Genomic DNA, 18,807 nt, shown 5'->3' with positions numbered 1-18,807 from the left:
CGGTTTACGTGCATTGGGATGTGTCTTTTGCCGCCCTTTGGGACGCTCATCCGGCGCCGAGGGCGGCCAATGCCGCTTTGTATTCGGCTTGCAGTCTGGCGACGAGCCTGGCCACGGGCTGAATCTGCGTTACCGCGCCGATGCCCTGGCCAGCCCCCCATATATCCCGCCAGGCCTTGTTGCCGCCCAGAATCTGGCCCCATTCCATCTGTGTGGGAGTGGCATCGCCCAGCGCCGCGGGGTCCAGCCCCGCCGCGGCGATGCTGGGGATGAGATAATTGCCATGTATGCCGGTGAAGAGATTGGAATAGACGATGTCCCTGGCGGCGCATTCCACGATCATTTGCTTGTAGGCGGGGGCGGCGTTGGCTTCCTCGGTGGCGATGAAGGCGGAGCCGATATAAGCGAGGTCCGCGCCCAGCGCCCGCGCGGCGGCGATGGAACGGCCATTGGCGATGGCGCCCGAGAGGGCCAATGGACCCGAAAACCAGGCGCGGATTTCCTGCATCAGGGCGAAGGGCGAGAGCGTGCCCGCGTGCCCGCCCGCCCCCGCCGCCACGGCCACCAGCCCATCCGCCCCCCGCGCGATGGCCTTGTGGGCGAATTCGTCGTTGATGACGTCGTGGAACACCAGCCCGCCATAGGCATGCACCGCCTCGTTCACCTCAGGATTGGCGCCCAGTGAGGTGATGACGATGGGCACCTGATATTTCACGCACAAAGCCAGATCCTCCCGCAGGCGTGAATTGGTCTTGTGCACGATGAGATTGACCGCGAAGGGCGCGTCCGCCTCGGAAAGCTCCCTGCGCAGCAGGGTCAGCCAGTCTTCCAGCACGCCCGAGGGGCGGGCGTTGAGCGAGGGAAAGGCCCCGACGATTCCAGCCTTGCATTGGGCGATCACCAGCTCGGGCCGCGAGATGATGAACATCGGGGCGGCGATGGCGGGCAGGGCCAGGCGGCCTTCCAGCAAGGTGGGCAGGGGCATGTGGGTTCCTCGGTCTTGGATGGTTGTTAATGCTGTTAAGCAGGAATGGGGCACAGATTTGAGGGCGGAGCAAGAGAGACGCGCTGGGTGCTCTGGTAATATCGGATCGTCGGCCGCTATGATCCAATGGCCACTGAATTCCCCTTATTCCTGATTCCCCTTATTCCTGGATGACCGCATGAGCCAACTCACCCTCGAAGACCAGCGTGGCCTGTATTACCGGCAATTCGGCGATACCGGCTCGCAGAGTGTATTGCTGCATGGCTATCTCGATTCCCACATGACCTTTTACCGTCTGTTCGAGGCGCTGGCGGCGAAGCACCGCTTGTATACGCCGGATCATCGCGGCCATGGCGAGAGCTTTCCGGCACCCGATTATACCATTGCCGGATTCACCGAGGATGCCATCGCCTTCATCGAATCCATCGCCGAGGGGCCGGTGCATTTGGGTGGACATTCTCTGGGGGGGATCGTGGCGCAGCGTGTCGCCGCGCGGCGGCCGGATCTGGTGCGCAGCCTGGCCTTGATCGGCACGGCCCGTCATGCCGGGGGCAATCGGACGCTGCTGGAAACGGCGCCGCTGCTGGAAGGGCTGTCCGACCCCGTGCCGGACGCGCTGGGGCGGGAGTTTCAGCTTTCATCGCTGCATGAGCCGATGGCGGAAGAGATTTTCAGCCCCTATCTCCAGGCCACCCGTAAGGTGAAGGCCGATGTCTGGCGTGGCGCGCTGGCCGGGCTGCTGGATGAGCCCGCGCCGGTGGGAGACCCGCCCGCCATGCCCACGCTGATCCTGTGGGGGGAGGAGGATGGGATTTTCCCGCCGCCGGACCAGGAGCGGCTGCGCCAGGCCTTTCCGCGGGCGGCGTTCATCAGCTACCCCAAGACCGGTCATGCCCCCAACTGGGAACGCCCGGAGGAGAGCGCGGCGGCGCTGCTGGCCTTCTGGCGAGGACTCGATGAACAGGAGCCATGCCGATGAGCCACGCCGATGCCCTCTTCGAGACCGCCCTGGGAGACTATCTCGGGATGAAGAACGATCCGGTGGCGAGCTTGAGCGCCGCCATCGAGGCGGACCCGGATTTTATCATTGGCCATACCAGCATCGCCGCGCTGAATTGCCTGGGCGGTGTGCCGGGCCAGGACGAGGCCGTGCGTGCCCCCCTGGCCGCGGCCGAGGCGCGCGCCGGGCAGGCGACCAAGCGCGAGCGCCTGCACATCGCCGCGGCCCGTGCCTGGGCCGATGGCGACATAACGGGTGCCGCCACCCATTGGGAAAGCGCGCTGGCGGACGATCCGGCGGATATTTTCTCCTTGCGCCTGGCCCATGACACGCATTTCTTTCTCGGCGCCTTGCCGAAATTGCGCGACGTGCCGCTGTCCGTGCTGGATGCCTACAGGCCCGGCACGCGTGAGCGCGGCTTTGTGCTCGGCATGGCCGCTTTCGGGCTGGAGGAACTGGGTGACTACGAGGCCGGAGAGGCGGCCGGGCGCGAGGCGGTTGAGATCAACCCCGCCGATAGCTGGGGCATCCACGCCGTGGCGCATGTGCTGGAAATGCAAGGGCGCGTGCGGGACGGCACGGACTGGCTGAGAGGGTTGGAGCCGCATTGGACCGCCGCCAACGGGCTGGCCGTGCACCAATGGTGGCACCTAACCTTGTACCGGCTGGAAGCCGGCGCGTTCGACGAGGTTCTGGCGATCTACGACGATCATATCCGTGCCACGCCCGCTTCCATCGTGCTCGATCTGGTGGATGCGGCGGCGCTGCTCTGGCGGCTGGAACTCGCGGGGGTGGATGTCGGCGCGCGCTGGCGGGATCTGGCCGCGTTCTGGGGCGTGCATGCGCAAGAGCATGTGCTGGCCTTTAACGATCTGCATATCGCCATGACCTATTCCGGCGCGGACGACCGGGGGGCGGCCGATCGGCTGGAGGCATCCATTCAAGAATATATCGGCCATGAGCAGGGCACCAACGCGGCGGTGAGCCGGTCGCTGGGTTTGCCGGTGATCCAGGCGCTGCGGGCGTTCAGGGATGGGGATTATGCGCGGACGGCCACCTTGCTGCGCCCGCTTTACAAACATCTGGCGCCGGTGGGCGGGAGCAATGCGCAGCGCGATCTGATCGTGCAGACATTGGGCGTGGCCGCCTGCAAGGCGGGGGATCTGGCGCTGGCCGGAGAGGTCGCGGCGGAGCGGCGCCGGTTGAAAATGGGCTCGCCGCGTGCCTGGGCGGCCCACGAGGCGCTCCGGCAGTAAGGGTAGAACGAGGGTAGGTCCGGGCGGGCGCGCGGTTTTGGCGCCCGCCCGGAGCCTCACGCGGCGATCAGCCGTTTTTCGGCGGGATCGGCGCCGCAGGCATCGACCTCATCGAGCGTCAGCAGCAGGCGGGCCGTTTCTGGCCGGGGATGGCCCGATAGCGGCGGCGAACGGTGCAAGACCCCATCCGCCTCGGACCAGTTGGCGAAATGTTTTCCCTTCAGCAGCACCACCGCGCCGGTTCCGGCTTCGTGAATCGTGACGCCGCCATCTTTCGTCCATTGCACCGCCGGGCCCTTATAGGTGCAGAGCAGGCGCAGCCCCACGCAATCGACATGAAATTTCCGGCAGCTATCGCCGGTTATGCGTTCCAGCCGCAACCGCAGCTCCTGATGGCCGGTCAGATCCCGGTAGGTTTCGGCCAGGTTCAGTATGTCGTCTGATAAGGGCATGGCCTGGGCGGGCAGTGCCTGGGCGAGGGTCGCGCGCAGCTCTTCGAGCGGCCCGCGGGCCAAAACCAGCCGGGGGCCCGCCGCGAGGCACAGGCTGGCGGCCTCGGCCAAGGCGGGGGGCAAAATCCGGGGTGCTTCCACGACCGAACAGCCCGCATTGAGGATCTGGCGAAGGCTGGCGGCGCGGTTCAGCCTGGTCCGTGTGGGGCAATCGGTCATGGGGGGCGTTCCCTTCCATAATTAGTACAATATAACATATCGTATACAGGAAACGCATTTCCTGTCACGGGGCGTGGCGGGCTTGACCCCATGCTGCAGTGCGATCACATGAAGGCTTCGGGGCCTTCGCGGCCGTTCCTGATAATTTGGCGGTGGATTTACGATGCGTCATGTGGCCCAGGGGACCGGGCATGCCGGTCTGGCTCTGTTAGCGCTGTCGATGGGCGGGTTTGCCATCGGAACCACGGAGTTCGGGACGATGGGGCTGGTGCCCTATTTTTCCAAGGGGCTGCATATCGACATCGAGAGCGCCGGGCAGGTGATCAGCGCCTATGCGCTGGGCGTGGTGGTGGGCGCGCCGGTTCTGGCCGTCGCCGGGGCCAGGATGCGCCGGCGCAGCCTGCTGATCATACTGATGCTGCTCTTCGCCTTGGGCAATCTGCTGAGCGCCTTCGCGCCGAGTTTCGGTTGGATGCTGCTGTTCCGCTTCATCGCGGGTCTGCCGCACGGGGCGTATTTTGGCGTGGCCGCGCTGGTGATGGCCGGGCTGGTACCACCCCACAAGCGGACCCAGGCAATTGCCGGCATAATGACCGGGCTGACCGTATCCGCCATTTTCGGCGTGCCGCTGGCCAATGAAATCGGCCAGCTCCTGAGTTGGCGCTGGGCCTTCGTGCTGGTGGCGGTGATGGCGGCGGTCACGGCGGGGCTGGTCTGGGTGCTGGTGCCGCGTGAGGAAGAGGCGCCGCGCCGCCGGAACCCGCTGGATGAGCTGGCGGCGCTGCGCAATCGGCAGGTCTGGTTGACATTGGGCATTGGCGCCATCGGATTTGGCGGTGTGTTCGCGGTCTATACCTATATCGATTCGACCTTGCTGCAGGTTACCCATGCCGCGCCAGCGGCCGAGCCGATGGTGCTGGTGTTGTTTGGCATCGGCATGACGCTGGGCAATCTGGTGAGCGCGCGTTTCGCGGACAAGGCGCTGATGGCCACCATCGCGGGGGTGCTGCTATGGAGTGCCGCCTCGCAGGCGCTCTACCCGTTGATGACAGGGCATCTCTGGAGCATGGCGCTGGCGGCGTTTCTGGTCGGGGGCGGGGCTGGGCTGGGCTCGCCCTTGCAGGCCCGGCTGCTGAATGTGGCCGGAAAGGCGCAGACGTTGGCGGCGGCGCTGAATCATAGCGCCATGAACACGGCCAATGCGCTGGGTCCGGTTCTGGCCGGGCTGGCGATCGGCGCGGGATGGGGGTTGCCAGCCAGCGGTTGGGTGGGGTGCGCGATGTCGCTTGGCGGGTTGAGCATTTGGGCCCTGGCGGCGTTGAGCCAACGCTCCGGCGTGCTGGCGGGGGCCGAATAGAGGCGGTTCAGCGCACTGGAATGGTGGCGTAGCGCAGCGCGTGGCTGCGTTCTGGCGGGGGGGCCTTCAGGCAGCAGATCAGCCAGTAAGGCAGCACCAGCAACAGCGTCCAGGTGAAGTTTCCGATCAGCCGGGCATGGGATTCCAGCGGCCATTGGGTGGGGAACAGCACCAGGTCCAGCAGCCAGAGCGTACGCCAGAGCAGGCCGGAGAGACGCACGGCCGGCGCCATGCGCGCCCGCCGCGTGGCTTGCGTCTGCTGGGCGTTGATTTGCAGATGGGCTGCCCCGGCCATGATGCCCAGGCAGAGCATGTCCTCGAAAAAACCGGTCGAATAAGGCCGGTCGAACAGGTGAATCCAGAACAGCCCGCTCAACGCCCCGGCCGCGGCGCAAACCCGTGCCAATGTGAACAAAGGCAGGCCCAGCCACCATTCCGCGCGGTCGACCCCCGGCTGCAGCACCCGGTCGATGATGAAATCGTCCGCCTTTCGCGCCAAACCGATGATGTTCCCGGCCAATGTCTTCGTCCCGTCAGCCCTTTTCGTCCGCCAGGGCCCGCCGCAGCGAGCCGCCTGCTTGCTTCAGCCTCTCCCGCGCCGCTTCCGGCGGCAGGCCAAGCCTGATGGCCAGCACAGCCAGTTTAACATGCATCCCGCAGGCCTCCAGTTCAAGGCTTGCCGTTTGCTCGCCCGCGCCGGTGAGGGCGGCGACGATGCGCACGGCCCGGCGGCGCAGCTTGGCGTTGCTGGCATGCATGTCGACCATGAAGGGCCCATGGGTCTTGCCGAGCCGGATCATCACCGCCGAGGAGAGGGTGTTGAGCGCGATCTTCTCCGTTGACCCGGCGGAGAGCCGGGTGGAGCCGGCGATGATCTCCGGCCCGGAAAGGATTTCCACCGCGATGTCGGCCGTTCTGGCCATGGGCGATCCGGCATTGTTGACGATGGCGCCGGTGAGCCCGCCCAGCCCGGCCGCATGGCGCAGCGCCGCCAGCGTGAAGGGCGTGCCGCCGGACGCGGCGATGCCCACCAGCGCATCCCTGGCGTTGAATTCGTGCTCGTCCAAGGCGGCGCGGGCGGCGGCCTCGTCATCCTCGGCCCCTTCCGCGGCCTGGATGAAGGCCCCCGCTCCCCCCGCCAGCAGCGGCACGATCAAACCCGGCTCCACGCCAAAGGTCGGGCGGCATTCCACCGCATCCAGAAAGCCGAGCCGCCCGGATGTCCCCGCCCCGGCATAAAAGAGCCGTCCGCCCGCCGCGAGCCGTTCCGCCACCTTGTCCGCGAGCCTGGCCAGGGCGGGGATGGCGGCTTGCATGGCGCGCTGGGCGGTTGCTTCCTGGCCCAGGAAAAGGCGCACAATCTCTTCCGTGCCGCGTGTCTCCAGATCCATCAGCTCGGCGCGGGGAGACTCGGTGCCGCGCGGGGGGCTGGAGGTGGCGGGTCGACCCGCCCGCCAGACCTGCTGGGCGTGGAAATCCTCGGACCACCAGACGAGATCCGCCGGCGCGCCAGGGGCGATCCGCCCGGCCGTTAGCCCCAAGGCGGCGGCGGGCCGGGAAGTGGCGGCGGCGAGCGCCACTTCCGGCGCGATGCCAAGGCCGATGAGCCGGCGCACCCCTTCATCCAGCGTGATGGCGGCTCCGGCGATGGTGCCGTCCGTCCGGCGGCCCACGCCGTCCGCTCCCAGCGTGGCGGGAGCGCCGCCAAATTCCAGGCTGGCGCCAGGCTCCAGCCCGGCCAGGGCGATGGAATCCGTCACCACGATGGCGCGCGGGCAGGCGCGGAAGGCGATTTGCAGCAAGGTGGGATCCACATGCACCCCATCCACGATCACACAAGGGGCGAGGCGCGGGTCCGTCAGCGCCACGCCCGGCGCGCCCGGCGCGCGGTGGCCGAGCGGGGATTGCGCGTTGAAGAGATGCGTGACCAGCCGCGCGCCCGCGGCCGCGCCCGCGCGCATATGTGCCGCATCCGCCGCCGTGTGGCCGAGCGCGACGAGGATGCCCGCGCGGGTGAGCCGGGCGATGGCTTCTGGCGCGTGGGGCAGCTCGGGCGCCAGGGTGATGAGCCGCAGCACGGCCGCCGCCGGGCCATCCAGCAACGTGTCGAGCGCGGCATCGTCGGGCAGGCACAGCCAATCCGCCCGGTGGGCGCCGCGTTTGGAGGGGGCAAGGAACGGGCCTTCAAGATGCAGCCCCAGCAGCTCCGGATGACGTTGCATGGCGGCGCGCAGGCGCGTGGCGGCCTTGGCGATGTCTGGCAAGGGCTGGGTGATGATGGTGGGCAGCACGCGGGTGACGCCGCGTTCGGCCAGCCCCTCCACGAAACGGTCCCAGTCTTCAGGGGTCGCGGTGGCGCAATCCACCCCGAAGGCGCCGTTATTATGCAGGTCGATCAACCCCGGACCCAGCACGCCATGGGGGAGATGCAGATCCGGGCTGGCCTCGCCGGGCAGCACGGCGAGGATATGCCCCTCCGCGATTTCAACGGTGGCGGGGCCGATGAGGGAATCACCGTCGAACAGGCGCTGGGCAAAAATACGCATCGGAACAACCGGGCCGTGCCGCCGGGCGGCGGGGTCTGGCCAGGCGGAGTTGAGGGACTGGCGTCCCTTCTGCGGCGTGGCCGGGCCAAAGGCAAGAGGCGGGCCGGACGGGATCCGGCCCGCCTTCGGGTCAGAACCGGGTCAGCAGCCGGACATTGAAGAAATCGCCGGCGACCTCGTTCTTGGTGATGAGGTTGTGGTTCCATTCTCCGGTGATGGTCACGCTGCCGGCCTGATAGGAAACGAGCGGCCCCATCGCCAGGTTGGTGGCCTTGTTGCCGATATCGACGCCGTTGACCTTGTCGCCATTGAGCTGCTGCTGCTGCTCCATGCCGAGGCCGAACGACCATTTGCCGATGGCGTACATGGCCGAGTAATCGGCGGAAAACTCATTGCCAGACCTGTAGGATATGCCGTCGTAATTGTCGTCCGTGACAGGAAAGGAGATGCTGAAGCCCGCATTTAACGTCAAGGGGCCGTTGATATAGCTGAAACCGAGATCAGGCTGGATGGCCGTGTAGCCATTGCCGGATGGCAAGCCGCCATTTTTTATCTTGCCGGACACCAGATCGCCCATCGTGGTCGAGGCGTCGGGCAGATAGATTTCAAGCCCCGTCTTGACGAATAGGTGATGGGGCAAGGTCCATGAAAGCTGCCCGGGGATGAGGATCGTGTTGTAAAGGCCGATATTGCCCGAGCCGGAATAAGGCGAGAGCTTGTTGGAGGAGGAGGTATAATCGAAAGGTTGCGCGATGCCCACCGCGTAATCGGCGCCGAGAAGCTTGATGCCGGGAACCCAGAGCAGAACGGGCACTTCAATGACCGCGAACAGGCCCGTGTTGGAAACCTTGTCGCCATTATTGTCGAACCGCGAATAGCTCAGCCAATAATTATTGAGGATGCCATACACGCCTGGCGGCGGCAGCGCGCCCGCGGGCAGGCCCTCATTCACGCCACGCAGGTAAGGATCCCAGAGTTCCTCGGCGTTCGCCGCCTGCCCGAGCATGGTGAGCACCAGCGCGGCGCTGAGATAATGAAGCGGTTTCGACATGTTGGCTCCCTTTTTGGTTATACGGTATTGCCGAGAGGTCAGAGCGTCTTGAACAAGGGGCTTCTGGCTTTCTTGCCCGCTTGGTCGGCGGTCAGGAAATTCTCGGTGAAGATGTGTTTTTCAAAGAGCCTGCCTTGCATCAGAATATTGACACAGGCTTCGATCATCGGTGGCGGGCCGCAGAGATAAGCCGTTAATCCTTCAAACATATTGTCATATAGGCGCGCGGCTACCTCATGCACGAAACCGCGCTCTCCAGACCAGGTCCCCGAGCCAGGCTCGGCCGAGAGCGTGGGAACATAACGTAAATTCGGATGGCTTGCCGACAGGGCGGTGAATTCCGCCTCGCCATAAAGATCGGCATGGGTGCGCACGCCATGGATCAGCGTTATGGGAGCGTCGTAGCCAGAACCAAGAAGATCCAGGATCATGGCGCGCGGACTGGAGATGCCCGTGCCACCGGCGAGGAATAATAAAGGCCCGCCACGGGACCGGCGGACGAAGAAGCGGCCATAGGGGCCGGAGATGTTCAGCTTGTCGCCAATCCGCAATGAATCGTGGATATAGGATGTGCCCTGCCCGCCAGGCACGCGCCGGATCTGCAATTCCACATGGCCGGATTCACAAGGCGGATTGGCGATGGAAAAAGCCCTGGTGCCAGAAACGCCCGGCAGATTCACATTCACATATTGTCCGGCCTGAAAGTGCATGGGGCCGTTTTCCAGCCGCAGGCGCAGCCCCTTCACATCATGGGTGAGAGAGTCGATGGCGGCGACGGTTGTTTGAAAATCCCTCACGGGAATATGCAATTGATCCGGATCCTCCTCCAGGTCCGTTTCGATCGTGACATCGCTTTTCAGCCTGGCGCAGCAGGCCAGGGCCTTGCCCGCCTCGCGTTCGAAATCCATGAGCGCGAAGGGGGAGGAGTCGCCATGGTCGACCTCGCCTTCGGCGACGTCGATCTTGCAGGTGCCGCACAACCCATGGCCGCAGGCATAAGGCAGATAAATGCCCTGGCGCAGGCAGGCATCCAGCATGCTCTGGCCATCTTCCACTTCGATGGTTTCACCAAGAGGTTCAATGACAAGCTGATGGCTCATCTTGCTGTCCAAAATCAGGAGTAAGCGGCGCCGGACAAACCGGGCGTCCAGAAACGCAGAAGCGATTTATGCCCAATCCCGTTATCGGCCAGCGAGGCGTCGGGGGCGGGGATGCGGCGTTCACCGTCGATGGACCAGAGCGCGCCAGACCAGTCGATTTTCGCGGCATCCGGGTGGGCGGCATATTGCGGTGCGATGACCTCCTGCACCATGGCGGCGAACGGCATGCTCAAGGGCAGCGGAAAAGCGATGGCCGAGCAGAAGGAGAGATGCTCCTCCCAATGAACATAGACCAGCGCATTGCCATGGAAATTTTCAAACTTGTCGCGCGGTTGTGTTCTGGCTTCATAATCGGGGTCGAGCGCGGTAACGGGCATTTTCATCTCCCTTGAGAAAATGGGGACGCCCCGCGCCCCCATGTGCGGTTCAGCCGGCGGCGCGAAGTTTGCTGGCGTGCCACTCGTTCCAGATCGCCTCGTCGGGGGATCCGGCATAATCCATGTTGTCGGCGCCATCCTTGAGATGATACCAGTTCAGCACGTCGGGGATCGTGGCGCCGCCGCAATGGCCCTGGAAAATCTGATGCACCGGCAGCCAGGCCTGCGCGTATTTCTCCGGTTCATTGTCGAAGATGTCCTTGCAGCCATCTGAACAAAAATGATAACGCTGGCCCTTGTAGCTGCTGGAGCGGAAGCAAATGGTGGTGGGGTCTCCCGGCTCCGTATAGGCCATGGGAATCTGGCAGCATTGGCAAAGCTGCGGCAGGCCGGGGTTGTAGAAGCGCTTGCCCTCCTTTTCCATTCTTGCCCACATCTCCCAGCGCGGCCGGTAATATTTGTCGAAGGTCGCGGGATATTTCTCGGAAAGCCAATCCATGTGCGCTTCGTCGGGCATCCAGGTATGGAAGGCGGCGGCATGGGTGTATTGATAGAAGATCGCCCAGTTCTGGTGGGAAATATGCTCGGCCTCGGCGGTGGCGATGTCGGCATGTTTCGGCATCTTCAGCCCGTAGCGCGCGAGATCCTGAAACAGGGCGCCGCCGGCCTCGACGAAATAAATCTCCCAGGCTTCCTTCCAGGACATGACTTTCTTCGGCAGCATGTAATCCATCATCATGGCGACAAGCCCAAGCAGCCGGTGTCCGCGCCAGAACCATTTATCCAGCCAGCGCTGCACGATGGGCAGATTGTCGGGGTGCTGCTCCAGCAGGAATTTGATGACCTCGATGCCAAGGGTCATGTGCCGGCTTTCGTCCGACTGCGCGGAGAAGCCGAAGGTGACGGTCGACATGTCGCCATTATAGGCCGCGCCGGACATGAAGGGCACGAACAGAAGATTGGTCAATACATATTCGAAGGCAAAGCCGATCGCGATCATGAACTCAAACGGTCCGGCGCTGCGGGCATCGTCGAAAAAGCTTTTCGGGACGGAAAGGTACCAGACCCGGTCATGCATCAGGGGAAATTCGCCGATGCCATCGAAATATTTATTGTAATGGCTGATCGTATGAACCTGCGTTTGCAGGTGGCGCAGCTCATCCAGCGATTGCATCTGCGCCGCGACGCGCGTGCCCGCCCCGCGAAGATGCCGCCCGGCAAAGGCAAAACCGCGATGCGCCTGATATTCCTCCGGGGAGATGCCGGTCAAAAAGAGCTTCAGGACATTCATGTAGCGGCCGTCGGAAATACCGGTCTGGCCGTTGTTCTGGGCAAAGCTATCCAGCACGGCGTATAGTTTGCGTTCCTTTTCAGCCTGAAATTTCCAGTATGAATCCATGGTCAGGCGGAATGGGTCCTCCCAGGCGGACCAATCCTTGATCTTGATTCCCTCGAAACTGTCATAGGGAAAGACCTTGTCCATCGGCTGGTAGGTGGTTTCCCAGTCCAGGCCACGGGTCATATGTTCATAGCGCTGGCGTAACCCAAGTTTTTTCCCACTCATGTCGCGGTTCCCTTTTCTGTTTGTCAGCGGTTCCAGCTCAGTGTGAACTCGTCGTCGTCCTCGTTCAGGTTTCCCGCCATGGAGACGAGCACGAGCTGGATCTCCTGCGGATCCCAGCTTCGCCCGATGCGTTCTTCCACGGAGGCGCGGCGGACGGTGATCTTGCCGTCGCAATCCAGCTTGACGGCACCTGGCATGTTGAGAACCCTGACATCAGGATTATCGGCCATGATGGCCTCTATGATGGGGCGGGCATCGTCGTTCTGCACCAATGTTATGGAGGCGATCTGTGCCATTTTGTTGGATCCTGTTGCTTAAATGGCCAGGCCGAGAGAGGCGGCGAGCTTGCGTGCCTCGGCGCCGGCGGCGTGGGCGGCCTCGCCGTTATCTTCGAGCAGCGCGGCGCAGAGAGGTTCGCCGGCCGCGACCGCGCGGTCGATCCAATGCGCGGCCCAGCCGGAAATGAGCCGCCGGTTCGCCTCGGATTCCGCGGCGGCGGTTTTGATGACATGGCTGCTCCAGCGGCTCTCCTCGGCCAGCCAGTCGGTCATGAATTCGCTCAGCAGGGCCACCGCCATGGCGGCATCCCGCCAGGCATTGTCGGCCCGCCGGTAGGCGAAGCCGAGCAGAACCGCGTTGATGCCGAGCGTCTGCGCGACATAAAGATGAAACCAGTCGCGTTCCACGAACGTGTCTTCCGTCAATTGGCGGATACCCTGCCAGGCGGAATCGTGGAGCCAGACTTGCTTGGCTTCATCGAGCGAGGCGCCGGTCTGGCCATCCAGCGCCAGGCCGATGCGGCTGACGATCTGCGCCATGCCAAGATGGTCGCCGGCGGAGAAGATGCAGGGGGCCGTGACGGCGGTGCCATAGCCGCGCTGGCAGATTTCGGTCATGTTCATGTTGCTGCCCCAGTGCAGATGGCGCAGGGGCAGCAAGCCGCGTTGAATGGCGTGGCGCGCGCTGTCGCTGGCCTTGGTCAGGAGGCCGCGCTCATCGACGAAGCCGAAATTGCGTTCCACCGCCTGGTTCATGTTGGCGCGGGCGATGTTATAGGAAGCGTAATAATATTGGCGCGGATCGAGGGGCTTGTACCAATCCTGCATGACGATTGCGGTTTTGCGCGGATCGTAATGCCAATAATCCGGTTCCCAGAGCGGCTTGTAATGGAAATTCTCGGTGGCCTGAATGTCCAGCGTGGCTTCCTGATAGCGTGAGGCGGGTTTGTCCGCTCCCAGCCTGCGGGCCACATGGGCGAATGTATGGCGCCGTGGCTCCAGGTCGATGGTTTTGATTTGTACGGTCATGCGGTCTCTCTCCTCGGCGCATCGTGCGATGGCCGTGTTGCGGCTTGCGTCTTATGATTCTTCGCCCCGGGGAGGTGGGCGGGCGCTGTTTTAAGGGTGGGGTGGGCGCAGCAATCCTGGTTGCCCCGCCCGCCAGGCCAGCTTGTCCAGTTCCGCGGCCATGGTGGCTTGCGGCGGCAGGATGCGCGCTTGCCGTGCCGCGCAGAATTCGGTGAAGGCGGTGAAGGGCAAGATCAACTCCACGGTGAGAGCCTCATCGCCGAGACAAAATTCAAACTCGACGAATCGTTCCGATCTCGTTCCTAGAATCTTCACATAGGCGGTGGGGTCTTGCGGTGAGTACATGGTCTCGCCCGCGGCCGTGGCTTGCCGATGGTGCGCCATTCTCAAACTTCCTCCAGGCAGGCGGCATGCGATGCTTACTTGTTCGGGTGCATGTCTCGCTTGGCGGTTTTAGTAGGAAGATTTTACCTGGACGTCAATAAAAATTTCGAGATTTTTTGTAAAGGCGGAAATAAAAAATATTTTCGTTAATTTAAGATTTCAACCCGGCATCGGCGGATTGATGAAGAAGCTTCGTGAAAACGGTCAGTGTGCGTTCTATGTGTTCGCCCGCGACCTTGCAGGCAAGTTCGACATCGCGGTGCAAGGCGGCTTCGAAAATCGCCTTATGTTCGGCGTGAACATCGCGCGAGACCATGCGGTTGACCAGTGAGATGCGGCGGTAGCGCTCGGATTGCTGGAACAGGATGCCGTAAATATGATTCAACCAGCGCGAGGGGCAGGCGCTGATCAGCGCCTGGTGGAATTCACGGTTGCGGTCCTCGAACTCATCCTGCTGTGCTTGCGGCGAGGCGGCCAGTTTGGCTTCGGTCTTGGATAGGCGGTGGTAAGCCGCGACGAGCTGCCCCTCCCAGGCATCGTCTCCGGCGAGGATCGATTCGCGCAGCGCCTCTTTTTCCAGGAAGATGCGGGTGCGTGTGATGTCCGAGAAATCCTCCAGCGAGACCGGCGCGACGCGGAAGCCTTTCTGCTCCTCGGAGGTCACGAGCGATTCGCCGACCAGTCTTGTCAAGGCCTCACGCAGGGTGCTGGCGCCAAACCCGTAGCGTTTGCGCAGCATCTCAAAGCGCAGCTTGGTTTCCGGCCCAAGCGTGCCGTTGAGAATCTCGTGCCGGATGGTGGCATAGGCCGCTTCCACGAGGCTGCGGGCGCTGGTCGGCTTCATGCCGTGCGCCGGGCTGATATTGATGTTGCTATCCATGATTCCTGCTCCAGGATCCGGTCAGGCGGGCCGGATCCTGCGTACAGGGTAGTAATCCGGTGAAAAAAAACAAGCTTTTTAAGAAAATCACCCCGTTTGGCACTTATGCGTAAAATTGTTAATTTTACGATGTTTTAAAAAATCTCGAAATTATTATTGACGCCGGGGCGCCCTTCCCCGATACTGCGCGCCATAAGAGCGGGCGCAGGCTCCGGCCCGCGAATAAAGCCACGAGGGACGAAATGGACGAGATGCGGGCGCTGTATTTTCGGCGCGGGCTAGTCTTCGGTGTGGATCGCGGCGCATGAGCCCGCGTGCTTTCAAGATTTCCGTCGAAGGTGCCGGAGAGGCGGATTGTTATGAGGGCGAACGCGCTCTGGTGGCGATGGAGCGTGCCCAGGGGCGTGGGCAATTGAAGGATTTGAGCCGGAAATTGCCGGTAGGGTGCCGGCGTGGCGGCTGCGGTGTCTGCCGCGCGCGGGTGCTCGCCGGAGAGTATCGGCGCGAGGCCATGAGCCGCGCGCATGTATCGGAAACGGACGAAGCGGCGGGAGTCGTGCTGTCCTGTGCTGTTTTTCCATTGTCGGATCTTGTTTTGCGGCTTGAATCCGATGCTTTAACGAAACCATTCCGCCGGGCGGAAGAAAAGGGAGAAACCAAATGTCTATGACCGGAGTTCTGCGTCCTGGGTTCATTCAGATCCGCGTGCTCGATATGCCAAAGGCGCTGGAGCATTATATCAAACGCATTGGGCTGCACGAGGTCATGACCGGCGAGGACGGTCGTGTCTATCTCAAGGCTGGGGATGAATTCGACCATCACAGCATCGTGCTGCGCACCGCTGACCAGGCGTGTGTCGATTACATGACCTTCAAGGTCGCCTCCGAGGCGGATTTGGATGAGTTTGAAAAGCGGATCGTCGCTTATGGCTATGCCGTCGATCATGTTCCCGCCGGTGAGCAGCCGGGGATCGGGCGGCGTGTCGGTTTTACCATTGTGTCCGGGCACAGGATCGAGCTGTACGCGCATGCGGATCTGTCGGATCCCAAACCCTTCATTCACAATCCCGATGTCTGGAGCGTCGAGCCGCATGGCATGGCCGCGCAGCGTTTCGACCATGCTTTGTTCTATGGCCCCGACATCGATGAAAATCTTGATTTTTTCGAGAAGGTTCTGGGGTTCAGATGCGCCGAGCGCGTGGACACGCCAGACGGGCTGCTGGCCATCTGGTTGTCCTGCGGCATGAAGGCGCATGACATCGCCTTCGTCAAACATCCAGAGCCCGGCAAGCTTCATCATCTTTCCTTCATGCTGGAAAGTTGGGGCGATGTGGGGCACGCGGCCGATATCATCACGCGCTACGACATTTCCATCGATGTCGGTCCCACCCGGCACGGCATTACCCGCGGGCAGACGATCTATTTCTTCGATCCATCCGGAAACCGCAACGAGGTGTTCGCCGGGGGTTACACCTATTACCCCGACAATCCGACCCGCACCTGGGATGAAAGCCAGATCGGCAAGGCGATCTTCTATTACGAACGCCAGCTTAACGATGCGTTCCTGAGCGTCGTGACCTAAGTTTGCCGTGATGAGCATTTCCCGGACAGTGCCTTGTTTGACCAGCGCGGCGGCGCTGAGCGCGGTGCGGGCGGCGGTCGCCGCGGGCAAGGCGCGCGGCGTGCCCGTGGTGGCGGCGGCGGTCGATACGGGCGGGCATCTGCTGGCCTGCTTGCGGGCCGACGGTGCGTTTTGCGCCTCCGTTGACATTGCCCGGGACAAGGCCTTCACCGCCGCGGTTTTCGGCGCCAGCACGGATGATTTGCGCGCGGCCTTGCGGCACGACCAGGTGCTGCTGGACGGTATCGCCGCGCGGCAGAATGTCGTGTTGTTCGGTGGTGGCGTGCCGGTGCGTGAAAATGGCGTGGTGATCGGCGGGCTCGGCGTTTCCGGTGGTTCCGAGGATGACGACCGTGCCGCCGCGCATGCCGGCCTGGCCGCGTTGGGGCAGCCAGGATGAGTTTCCAGCCATTAAGGACAGTACCATGAATATTCAGACGGATTTACGCGCGCAGGCGGGATTCCGCCGGGATGCCTCGCATTTTATCGATGGTGTGTTCACCCAGGGCAATTCAGGCAAGGGGTGGGATAATATCTGCCCTGTCGACGGTTCACGGATCGGGTTCGTGCCGGAAGCGGGAGAGGCGGAGGTGGACGCGGCCGTGAAAGCCGCCCGCGCCGCGCTGGAGGGTGCTTGGGGACGGATGAGCCTGGCGGACCGCACCTCCATGCTCGCGGAGGTGGCCGCCGAGATCAACCGGCGGTTCGACGATTTCCTCTCGGCGGAATGTCTCGATACCGGTAAGCCGGCCAGCCTGGCGTCCCATATCGATATTCCGCGCGGGGCGGCGAATTTCACCATGTTCACGGATGTGGCGAAAACCGTTTCCACGGAATGTTTTCCGATGCCCACGCCGGATGGCGCGGGTGCGCTGAATTACGGGCTGCGCCGCCCGCGCGGCGTGATCGCGGTGATCTCGCCTTGGAATTTGCCGTTGCTGCTGATGACCTGGAAGGTTGGCCCCGCCCTGGCGTTGGGCAACACCGTGGTCGTGAAGCCCTCGGAAGCGACACCGCTGACCGCCACGCTGCTGGGCGAGGTGATGAACAAGGTGGGCGTGCCCAAGGGCGTGTATAATGTCATTCATGGTTTTGGCGGCAATTCCGCCGGGCAGATGCTGACCCAGCATCCCGGTGTGAACGGTGTCACCTTCACGGGCTCGACGAAGTCCGGCGAGAATATCATGCGCGCGGCGGCGACGGGCATCCGCCCTGTTTCCTTGGAGCTGGGCGGGAAAAACCCAGGTATCATCTTCGCGGATTGTGATATCGACAAGGCGGTGGAAGGCGCGATGCGCTCCGTCTTCTCCAATTCCGGCCAGGTCTGCCTGGGCACCGAGCGGCTTTATGTGCAACGCCCGATTTTCGACGCCTTCGTGGCGAAGCTGAAGGCCACGGTGGAGGCGCTGAAGTTGGGCCGGCCGGAAGACCCCGCGACGGGCATGGGGCCGATGATCAGCGAGACGCACCGCAAGAAGGTGCTGTCTTATTACGCCCGCGCGGTGGCGGATGGCGCCACGGTCGTGACGGGTGGCGCCGTGCCGGACATGCCCGCGGAGCTGGCGGGCGGCGCCTGGGTGCAGCCGACCATCTGGACCGGGCTGGCCGATGATTCGCCGGTGGTGACGGAAGAGATTTTTGGGCCATGCTGCCATATCCGTCCATTCGATACGGAAGAGGAGGTGATTCACTTGGCCAATGCCACGCCTTACGGCCTTGCCGCCATGGTCTGGACGGAAAATCTCTCCCGCGCGCATCGCGTCGGCTCGAAGTTGCAGGTCGGCATCTGCTGGATCAATTCCTGGTTCCTGCGAGATCTGCGCACGGCCTTTGGTGGGGCGAAGGCCTCGGGCATCGGCCGCGAAGGTGGTGTTCACTCCCTCGAATTCTACACGGAAATGACGAATGTCTGCGTCAAGCTCTGAAATGAAGATCACCCAAGCGGCGGATACGCTGTTCGAGGCCGCGCGGTCCGGTGTGCCGGCGGCGCCTATCCGCACCCTGCTGGCGGAAGGCGATCTGGACGGCGCCTATGCCGTGCAGGCCGTGAATACAGAGCGCGCGCTTGCCGCCGGGCGGCGGCTGGTGGGGCGCAAGATCGGCCTCACCTCCCTGGCCGTGCAGAAGCAGCTCGGCGTGGACCAGCCAGATTACGGCATGCTCTTCGCCGACATGGCCCGTGGCGACGCCGAGGAGATCGCGCTGGGCGCTGTGATGCAGCCGAAGGTGGAGGCGGAGATCGCCTTCGTGCTCGGGCAGGATCTCCCCCATGAGCAGCTCACCGTCGCGGATCTGTTCCGCGCCATCGAATATGCCGTGCCGGCCATCGAGATCGTCGGTTCGCGCATCGCCAACTGGGATATTCGCATCACCGACACGATCGCGGATAATGCCTCTTCCGGCCTCTATGTCCTGGGATCGCGCCCGGTTCGACTGACGGATTTCGACCCGCGCCTGTGCGGCATGGTGATGGAAGCTTCCGGCGAACCGGTATCCGTCGGCGCCGGCGCGGCCTGCCTGGGCTCGCCGCTGAACGCGGCGCTCTGGCTGGCGAAAATCATGGCCCGTGTCGGCCGCCCCTTGCGGGCGGGCGAGACGATTTTGTCCGGCGCGCTGGGGCCGATGGCGCCGGTACGCCCCGGTGACGTGTTCGATGTGCGCATCGAGGGGCTGGGCGCCGTGCGCGCCGCATTTTCCAAGGAGTGAGAT

20 protein-coding genes are annotated in these 18,807 nt (G+C 63.4%); 8 read left to right on the top strand and 12 right to left on the bottom strand.

Annotation, left to right across the window (positions count from 1 at the left end):
- Positions 1-46 precede the first annotated feature (46 nt).
- Positions 47-985 (bottom strand): NAD(P)H-dependent flavin oxidoreductase, encoded by a 939-nt coding sequence (locus AB7D48_RS00560; RefSeq protein WP_427975160.1) that lies wholly within the window; start codon positions 983-985, stop codon positions 47-49.
- A 178-nt stretch (positions 986-1,163) separates the two neighbouring features.
- Between AB7D48_RS00560 and AB7D48_RS00555 the strand changes: the two genes are divergently transcribed.
- Entirely contained in the window at positions 1,164-1,964 is an 801-nt protein-coding gene (locus AB7D48_RS00555; protein WP_427975158.1) for an alpha/beta fold hydrolase, read from the top strand.
- Complete coding sequence (locus tag AB7D48_RS00550) at positions 1,961-3,241, top strand: tetratricopeptide repeat protein (RefSeq protein WP_427975156.1); 1,281 nt, start codon at positions 1,961-1,963, stop codon at positions 3,239-3,241. The genes AB7D48_RS00555 and AB7D48_RS00550 overlap by 4 nt, the downstream gene beginning before the upstream one ends.
- A gap of 56 nt (positions 3,242-3,297) precedes the next feature.
- Here the strand turns inward: AB7D48_RS00550 and AB7D48_RS00545 are convergent, their stop codons facing one another.
- Positions 3,298-3,912 (bottom strand): DUF1826 domain-containing protein, encoded by a 615-nt coding sequence (locus AB7D48_RS00545; protein WP_427975154.1) that lies wholly within the window; start codon positions 3,910-3,912, stop codon positions 3,298-3,300.
- A 163-nt stretch (positions 3,913-4,075) separates the two neighbouring features.
- On the opposite strand from AB7D48_RS00545, the gene AB7D48_RS00540 reads away from it, so the two are divergent.
- Positions 4,076-5,269, top strand: coding sequence for an MFS transporter (locus tag AB7D48_RS00540; RefSeq protein WP_427975151.1), 1,194 nt, complete (start codon positions 4,076-4,078; stop codon positions 5,267-5,269).
- A 7-nt stretch (positions 5,270-5,276) separates the two neighbouring features.
- Here the strand turns inward: AB7D48_RS00540 and AB7D48_RS00535 are convergent, their stop codons facing one another.
- The 10 genes from AB7D48_RS00535 to AB7D48_RS00490 all read right to left on the bottom strand — a co-directional run bounded on the left by AB7D48_RS00535 (position 5,277) and on the right by AB7D48_RS00490 (position 14,478).
- On the bottom strand, positions 5,277-5,789 hold the full coding sequence (locus AB7D48_RS00535; protein WP_427975149.1) for a hypothetical protein: 513 nt from the start codon (positions 5,787-5,789) through the stop codon (positions 5,277-5,279).
- Positions 5,790-5,802: 13 nt separating this feature from the next.
- Positions 5,803-7,815: an N-acetylglucosamine-6-phosphate deacetylase gene (nagA, locus tag AB7D48_RS00530; RefSeq protein ID WP_427975147.1), complete on the bottom strand. Its 2,013-nt coding sequence runs from the start codon at positions 7,813-7,815 to the stop codon at positions 5,803-5,805.
- A 130-nt stretch (positions 7,816-7,945) separates the two neighbouring features.
- On the bottom strand, positions 7,946-8,866 hold the full coding sequence (locus AB7D48_RS00525) for a SphA family protein (protein WP_427975144.1): 921 nt from the start codon (positions 8,864-8,866) through the stop codon (positions 7,946-7,948).
- Positions 8,867-8,904: 38 nt separating this feature from the next.
- Entirely contained in the window at positions 8,905-9,966 is a 1,062-nt protein-coding gene (locus AB7D48_RS00520) for an NADH:ubiquinone reductase (Na(+)-transporting) subunit F (protein WP_427975142.1), read from the bottom strand.
- A 14-nt stretch (positions 9,967-9,980) separates the two neighbouring features.
- The gene (locus AB7D48_RS00515; RefSeq protein ID WP_427975140.1) at positions 9,981-10,343 is read right to left on the bottom strand and encodes a phenol hydroxylase subunit P4; all 363 of its coding nucleotides are present in this window, start codon (positions 10,341-10,343) and stop codon (positions 9,981-9,983) included.
- A gap of 49 nt (positions 10,344-10,392) precedes the next feature.
- On the bottom strand, positions 10,393-11,907 hold the full coding sequence (locus tag AB7D48_RS00510; protein ID WP_427975138.1) for an aromatic/alkene/methane monooxygenase hydroxylase/oxygenase subunit alpha: 1,515 nt from the start codon (positions 11,905-11,907) through the stop codon (positions 10,393-10,395).
- A gap of 23 nt (positions 11,908-11,930) precedes the next feature.
- Positions 11,931-12,203 carry an MmoB/DmpM family protein gene (locus AB7D48_RS00505; RefSeq protein WP_427975136.1) on the bottom strand — a complete coding sequence of 91 codons (273 nt, stop codon included), beginning with the start codon at positions 12,201-12,203 and terminating at the stop codon, positions 11,931-11,933.
- Between the two features lie 18 nt (positions 12,204-12,221).
- On the bottom strand, positions 12,222-13,214 hold the full coding sequence (locus AB7D48_RS00500; RefSeq protein WP_427975134.1) for a phenol hydroxylase: 993 nt from the start codon (positions 13,212-13,214) through the stop codon (positions 12,222-12,224).
- A gap of 90 nt (positions 13,215-13,304) precedes the next feature.
- Positions 13,305-13,598, bottom strand: a complete 294-nt coding sequence (locus tag AB7D48_RS00495; RefSeq protein WP_427975132.1) for a phenol hydroxylase subunit — start codon at positions 13,596-13,598, stop codon at positions 13,305-13,307.
- A 151-nt stretch (positions 13,599-13,749) separates the two neighbouring features.
- Positions 13,750-14,478 (bottom strand): GntR family transcriptional regulator, encoded by a 729-nt coding sequence (locus AB7D48_RS00490; RefSeq protein ID WP_427975130.1) that lies wholly within the window; start codon positions 14,476-14,478, stop codon positions 13,750-13,752.
- Positions 14,479-14,782: 304 nt separating this feature from the next.
- Here AB7D48_RS00490 and AB7D48_RS00485 point away from each other — a divergent pair, with 304 nt between their 5' ends.
- From AB7D48_RS00485 to AB7D48_RS00465, 5 genes are read left to right on the top strand one after another with little or no spacing between them, the layout of a single operon-like run.
- Entirely contained in the window at positions 14,783-15,148 is a 366-nt protein-coding gene (locus tag AB7D48_RS00485; protein ID WP_427975128.1) for a 2Fe-2S iron-sulfur cluster-binding protein, read from the top strand.
- The gene (locus AB7D48_RS00480; protein WP_427975126.1) at positions 15,139-16,059 is read left to right on the top strand and encodes a catechol 2,3-dioxygenase; all 921 of its coding nucleotides are present in this window, start codon (positions 15,139-15,141) and stop codon (positions 16,057-16,059) included. The genes AB7D48_RS00485 and AB7D48_RS00480 overlap by 10 nt, the downstream gene beginning before the upstream one ends.
- A gap of 37 nt (positions 16,060-16,096) precedes the next feature.
- Positions 16,097-16,498, top strand: coding sequence for a GlcG/HbpS family heme-binding protein (locus AB7D48_RS00475; RefSeq protein WP_427975123.1), 402 nt, complete (start codon positions 16,097-16,099; stop codon positions 16,496-16,498).
- Between the two features lie 25 nt (positions 16,499-16,523).
- Positions 16,524-18,023: a 2-hydroxymuconic semialdehyde dehydrogenase gene (locus tag AB7D48_RS00470; RefSeq protein WP_427975121.1), complete on the top strand. Its 1,500-nt coding sequence runs from the start codon at positions 16,524-16,526 to the stop codon at positions 18,021-18,023.
- Between the two features lies 1 nt (position 18,024).
- Entirely contained in the window at positions 18,025-18,804 is a 780-nt protein-coding gene (locus AB7D48_RS00465; protein ID WP_427975119.1) for a 2-keto-4-pentenoate hydratase, read from the top strand.
- Positions 18,805-18,807 lie beyond the last annotated feature (3 nt).

It is taken from the genome of Acidocella sp., assembly GCF_050253495.1.
Lineage (GTDB): Bacteria > Pseudomonadota > Alphaproteobacteria > Acetobacterales > Acetobacteraceae > Acidocella.
This window is presented reverse-complemented; position numbering and strand designations above follow the sequence as displayed.

Coding starts and splice junctions, on each gene's coding strand:
- AB7D48_RS00560 (WP_427975160.1), bottom strand. CDS start 985: ATGCCCCTGCCCACCTTGCTGGAAGGCCGCCTGGCCCTGCCCGCCATC.
- AB7D48_RS00555 (WP_427975158.1), top strand. CDS start 1,164: ATGAGCCAACTCACCCTCGAAGACCAGCGTGGCCTGTATTACCGGCAA.
- AB7D48_RS00550 (WP_427975156.1), top strand. CDS start 1,961: ATGAGCCACGCCGATGCCCTCTTCGAGACCGCCCTGGGAGACTATCTC.
- AB7D48_RS00545 (WP_427975154.1), bottom strand. CDS start 3,912: ATGACCGATTGCCCCACACGGACCAGGCTGAACCGCGCCGCCAGCCTT.
- AB7D48_RS00540 (WP_427975151.1), top strand. CDS start 4,076: ATGCGTCATGTGGCCCAGGGGACCGGGCATGCCGGTCTGGCTCTGTTA.
- nagA (WP_427975147.1), bottom strand. CDS start 7,815: ATGCGTATTTTTGCCCAGCGCCTGTTCGACGGTGATTCCCTCATCGGC.
- AB7D48_RS00525 (WP_427975144.1), bottom strand. CDS start 8,866: ATGTCGAAACCGCTTCATTATCTCAGCGCCGCGCTGGTGCTCACCATG.
- AB7D48_RS00520 (WP_427975142.1), bottom strand. CDS start 9,966: ATGAGCCATCAGCTTGTCATTGAACCTCTTGGTGAAACCATCGAAGTG.
- AB7D48_RS00515 (WP_427975140.1), bottom strand. CDS start 10,343: ATGCCCGTTACCGCGCTCGACCCCGATTATGAAGCCAGAACACAACCG.
- AB7D48_RS00510 (WP_427975138.1), bottom strand. CDS start 11,907: ATGAGTGGGAAAAAACTTGGGTTACGCCAGCGCTATGAACATATGACC.
- AB7D48_RS00505 (WP_427975136.1), bottom strand. CDS start 12,203: ATGGCACAGATCGCCTCCATAACATTGGTGCAGAACGACGATGCCCGC.
- AB7D48_RS00500 (WP_427975134.1), bottom strand. CDS start 13,214: ATGACCGTACAAATCAAAACCATCGACCTGGAGCCACGGCGCCATACA.
- AB7D48_RS00495 (WP_427975132.1), bottom strand. CDS start 13,598: ATGGCGCACCATCGGCAAGCCACGGCCGCGGGCGAGACCATGTACTCA.
- AB7D48_RS00490 (WP_427975130.1), bottom strand. CDS start 14,478: ATGGATAGCAACATCAATATCAGCCCGGCGCACGGCATGAAGCCGACC.
- AB7D48_RS00485 (WP_427975128.1), top strand. CDS start 14,783: ATGAGCCCGCGTGCTTTCAAGATTTCCGTCGAAGGTGCCGGAGAGGCG.
- AB7D48_RS00480 (WP_427975126.1), top strand. CDS start 15,139: ATGTCTATGACCGGAGTTCTGCGTCCTGGGTTCATTCAGATCCGCGTG.
- AB7D48_RS00470 (WP_427975121.1), top strand. CDS start 16,524: ATGAATATTCAGACGGATTTACGCGCGCAGGCGGGATTCCGCCGGGAT.
- AB7D48_RS00465 (WP_427975119.1), top strand. CDS start 18,025: ATGAAGATCACCCAAGCGGCGGATACGCTGTTCGAGGCCGCGCGGTCC.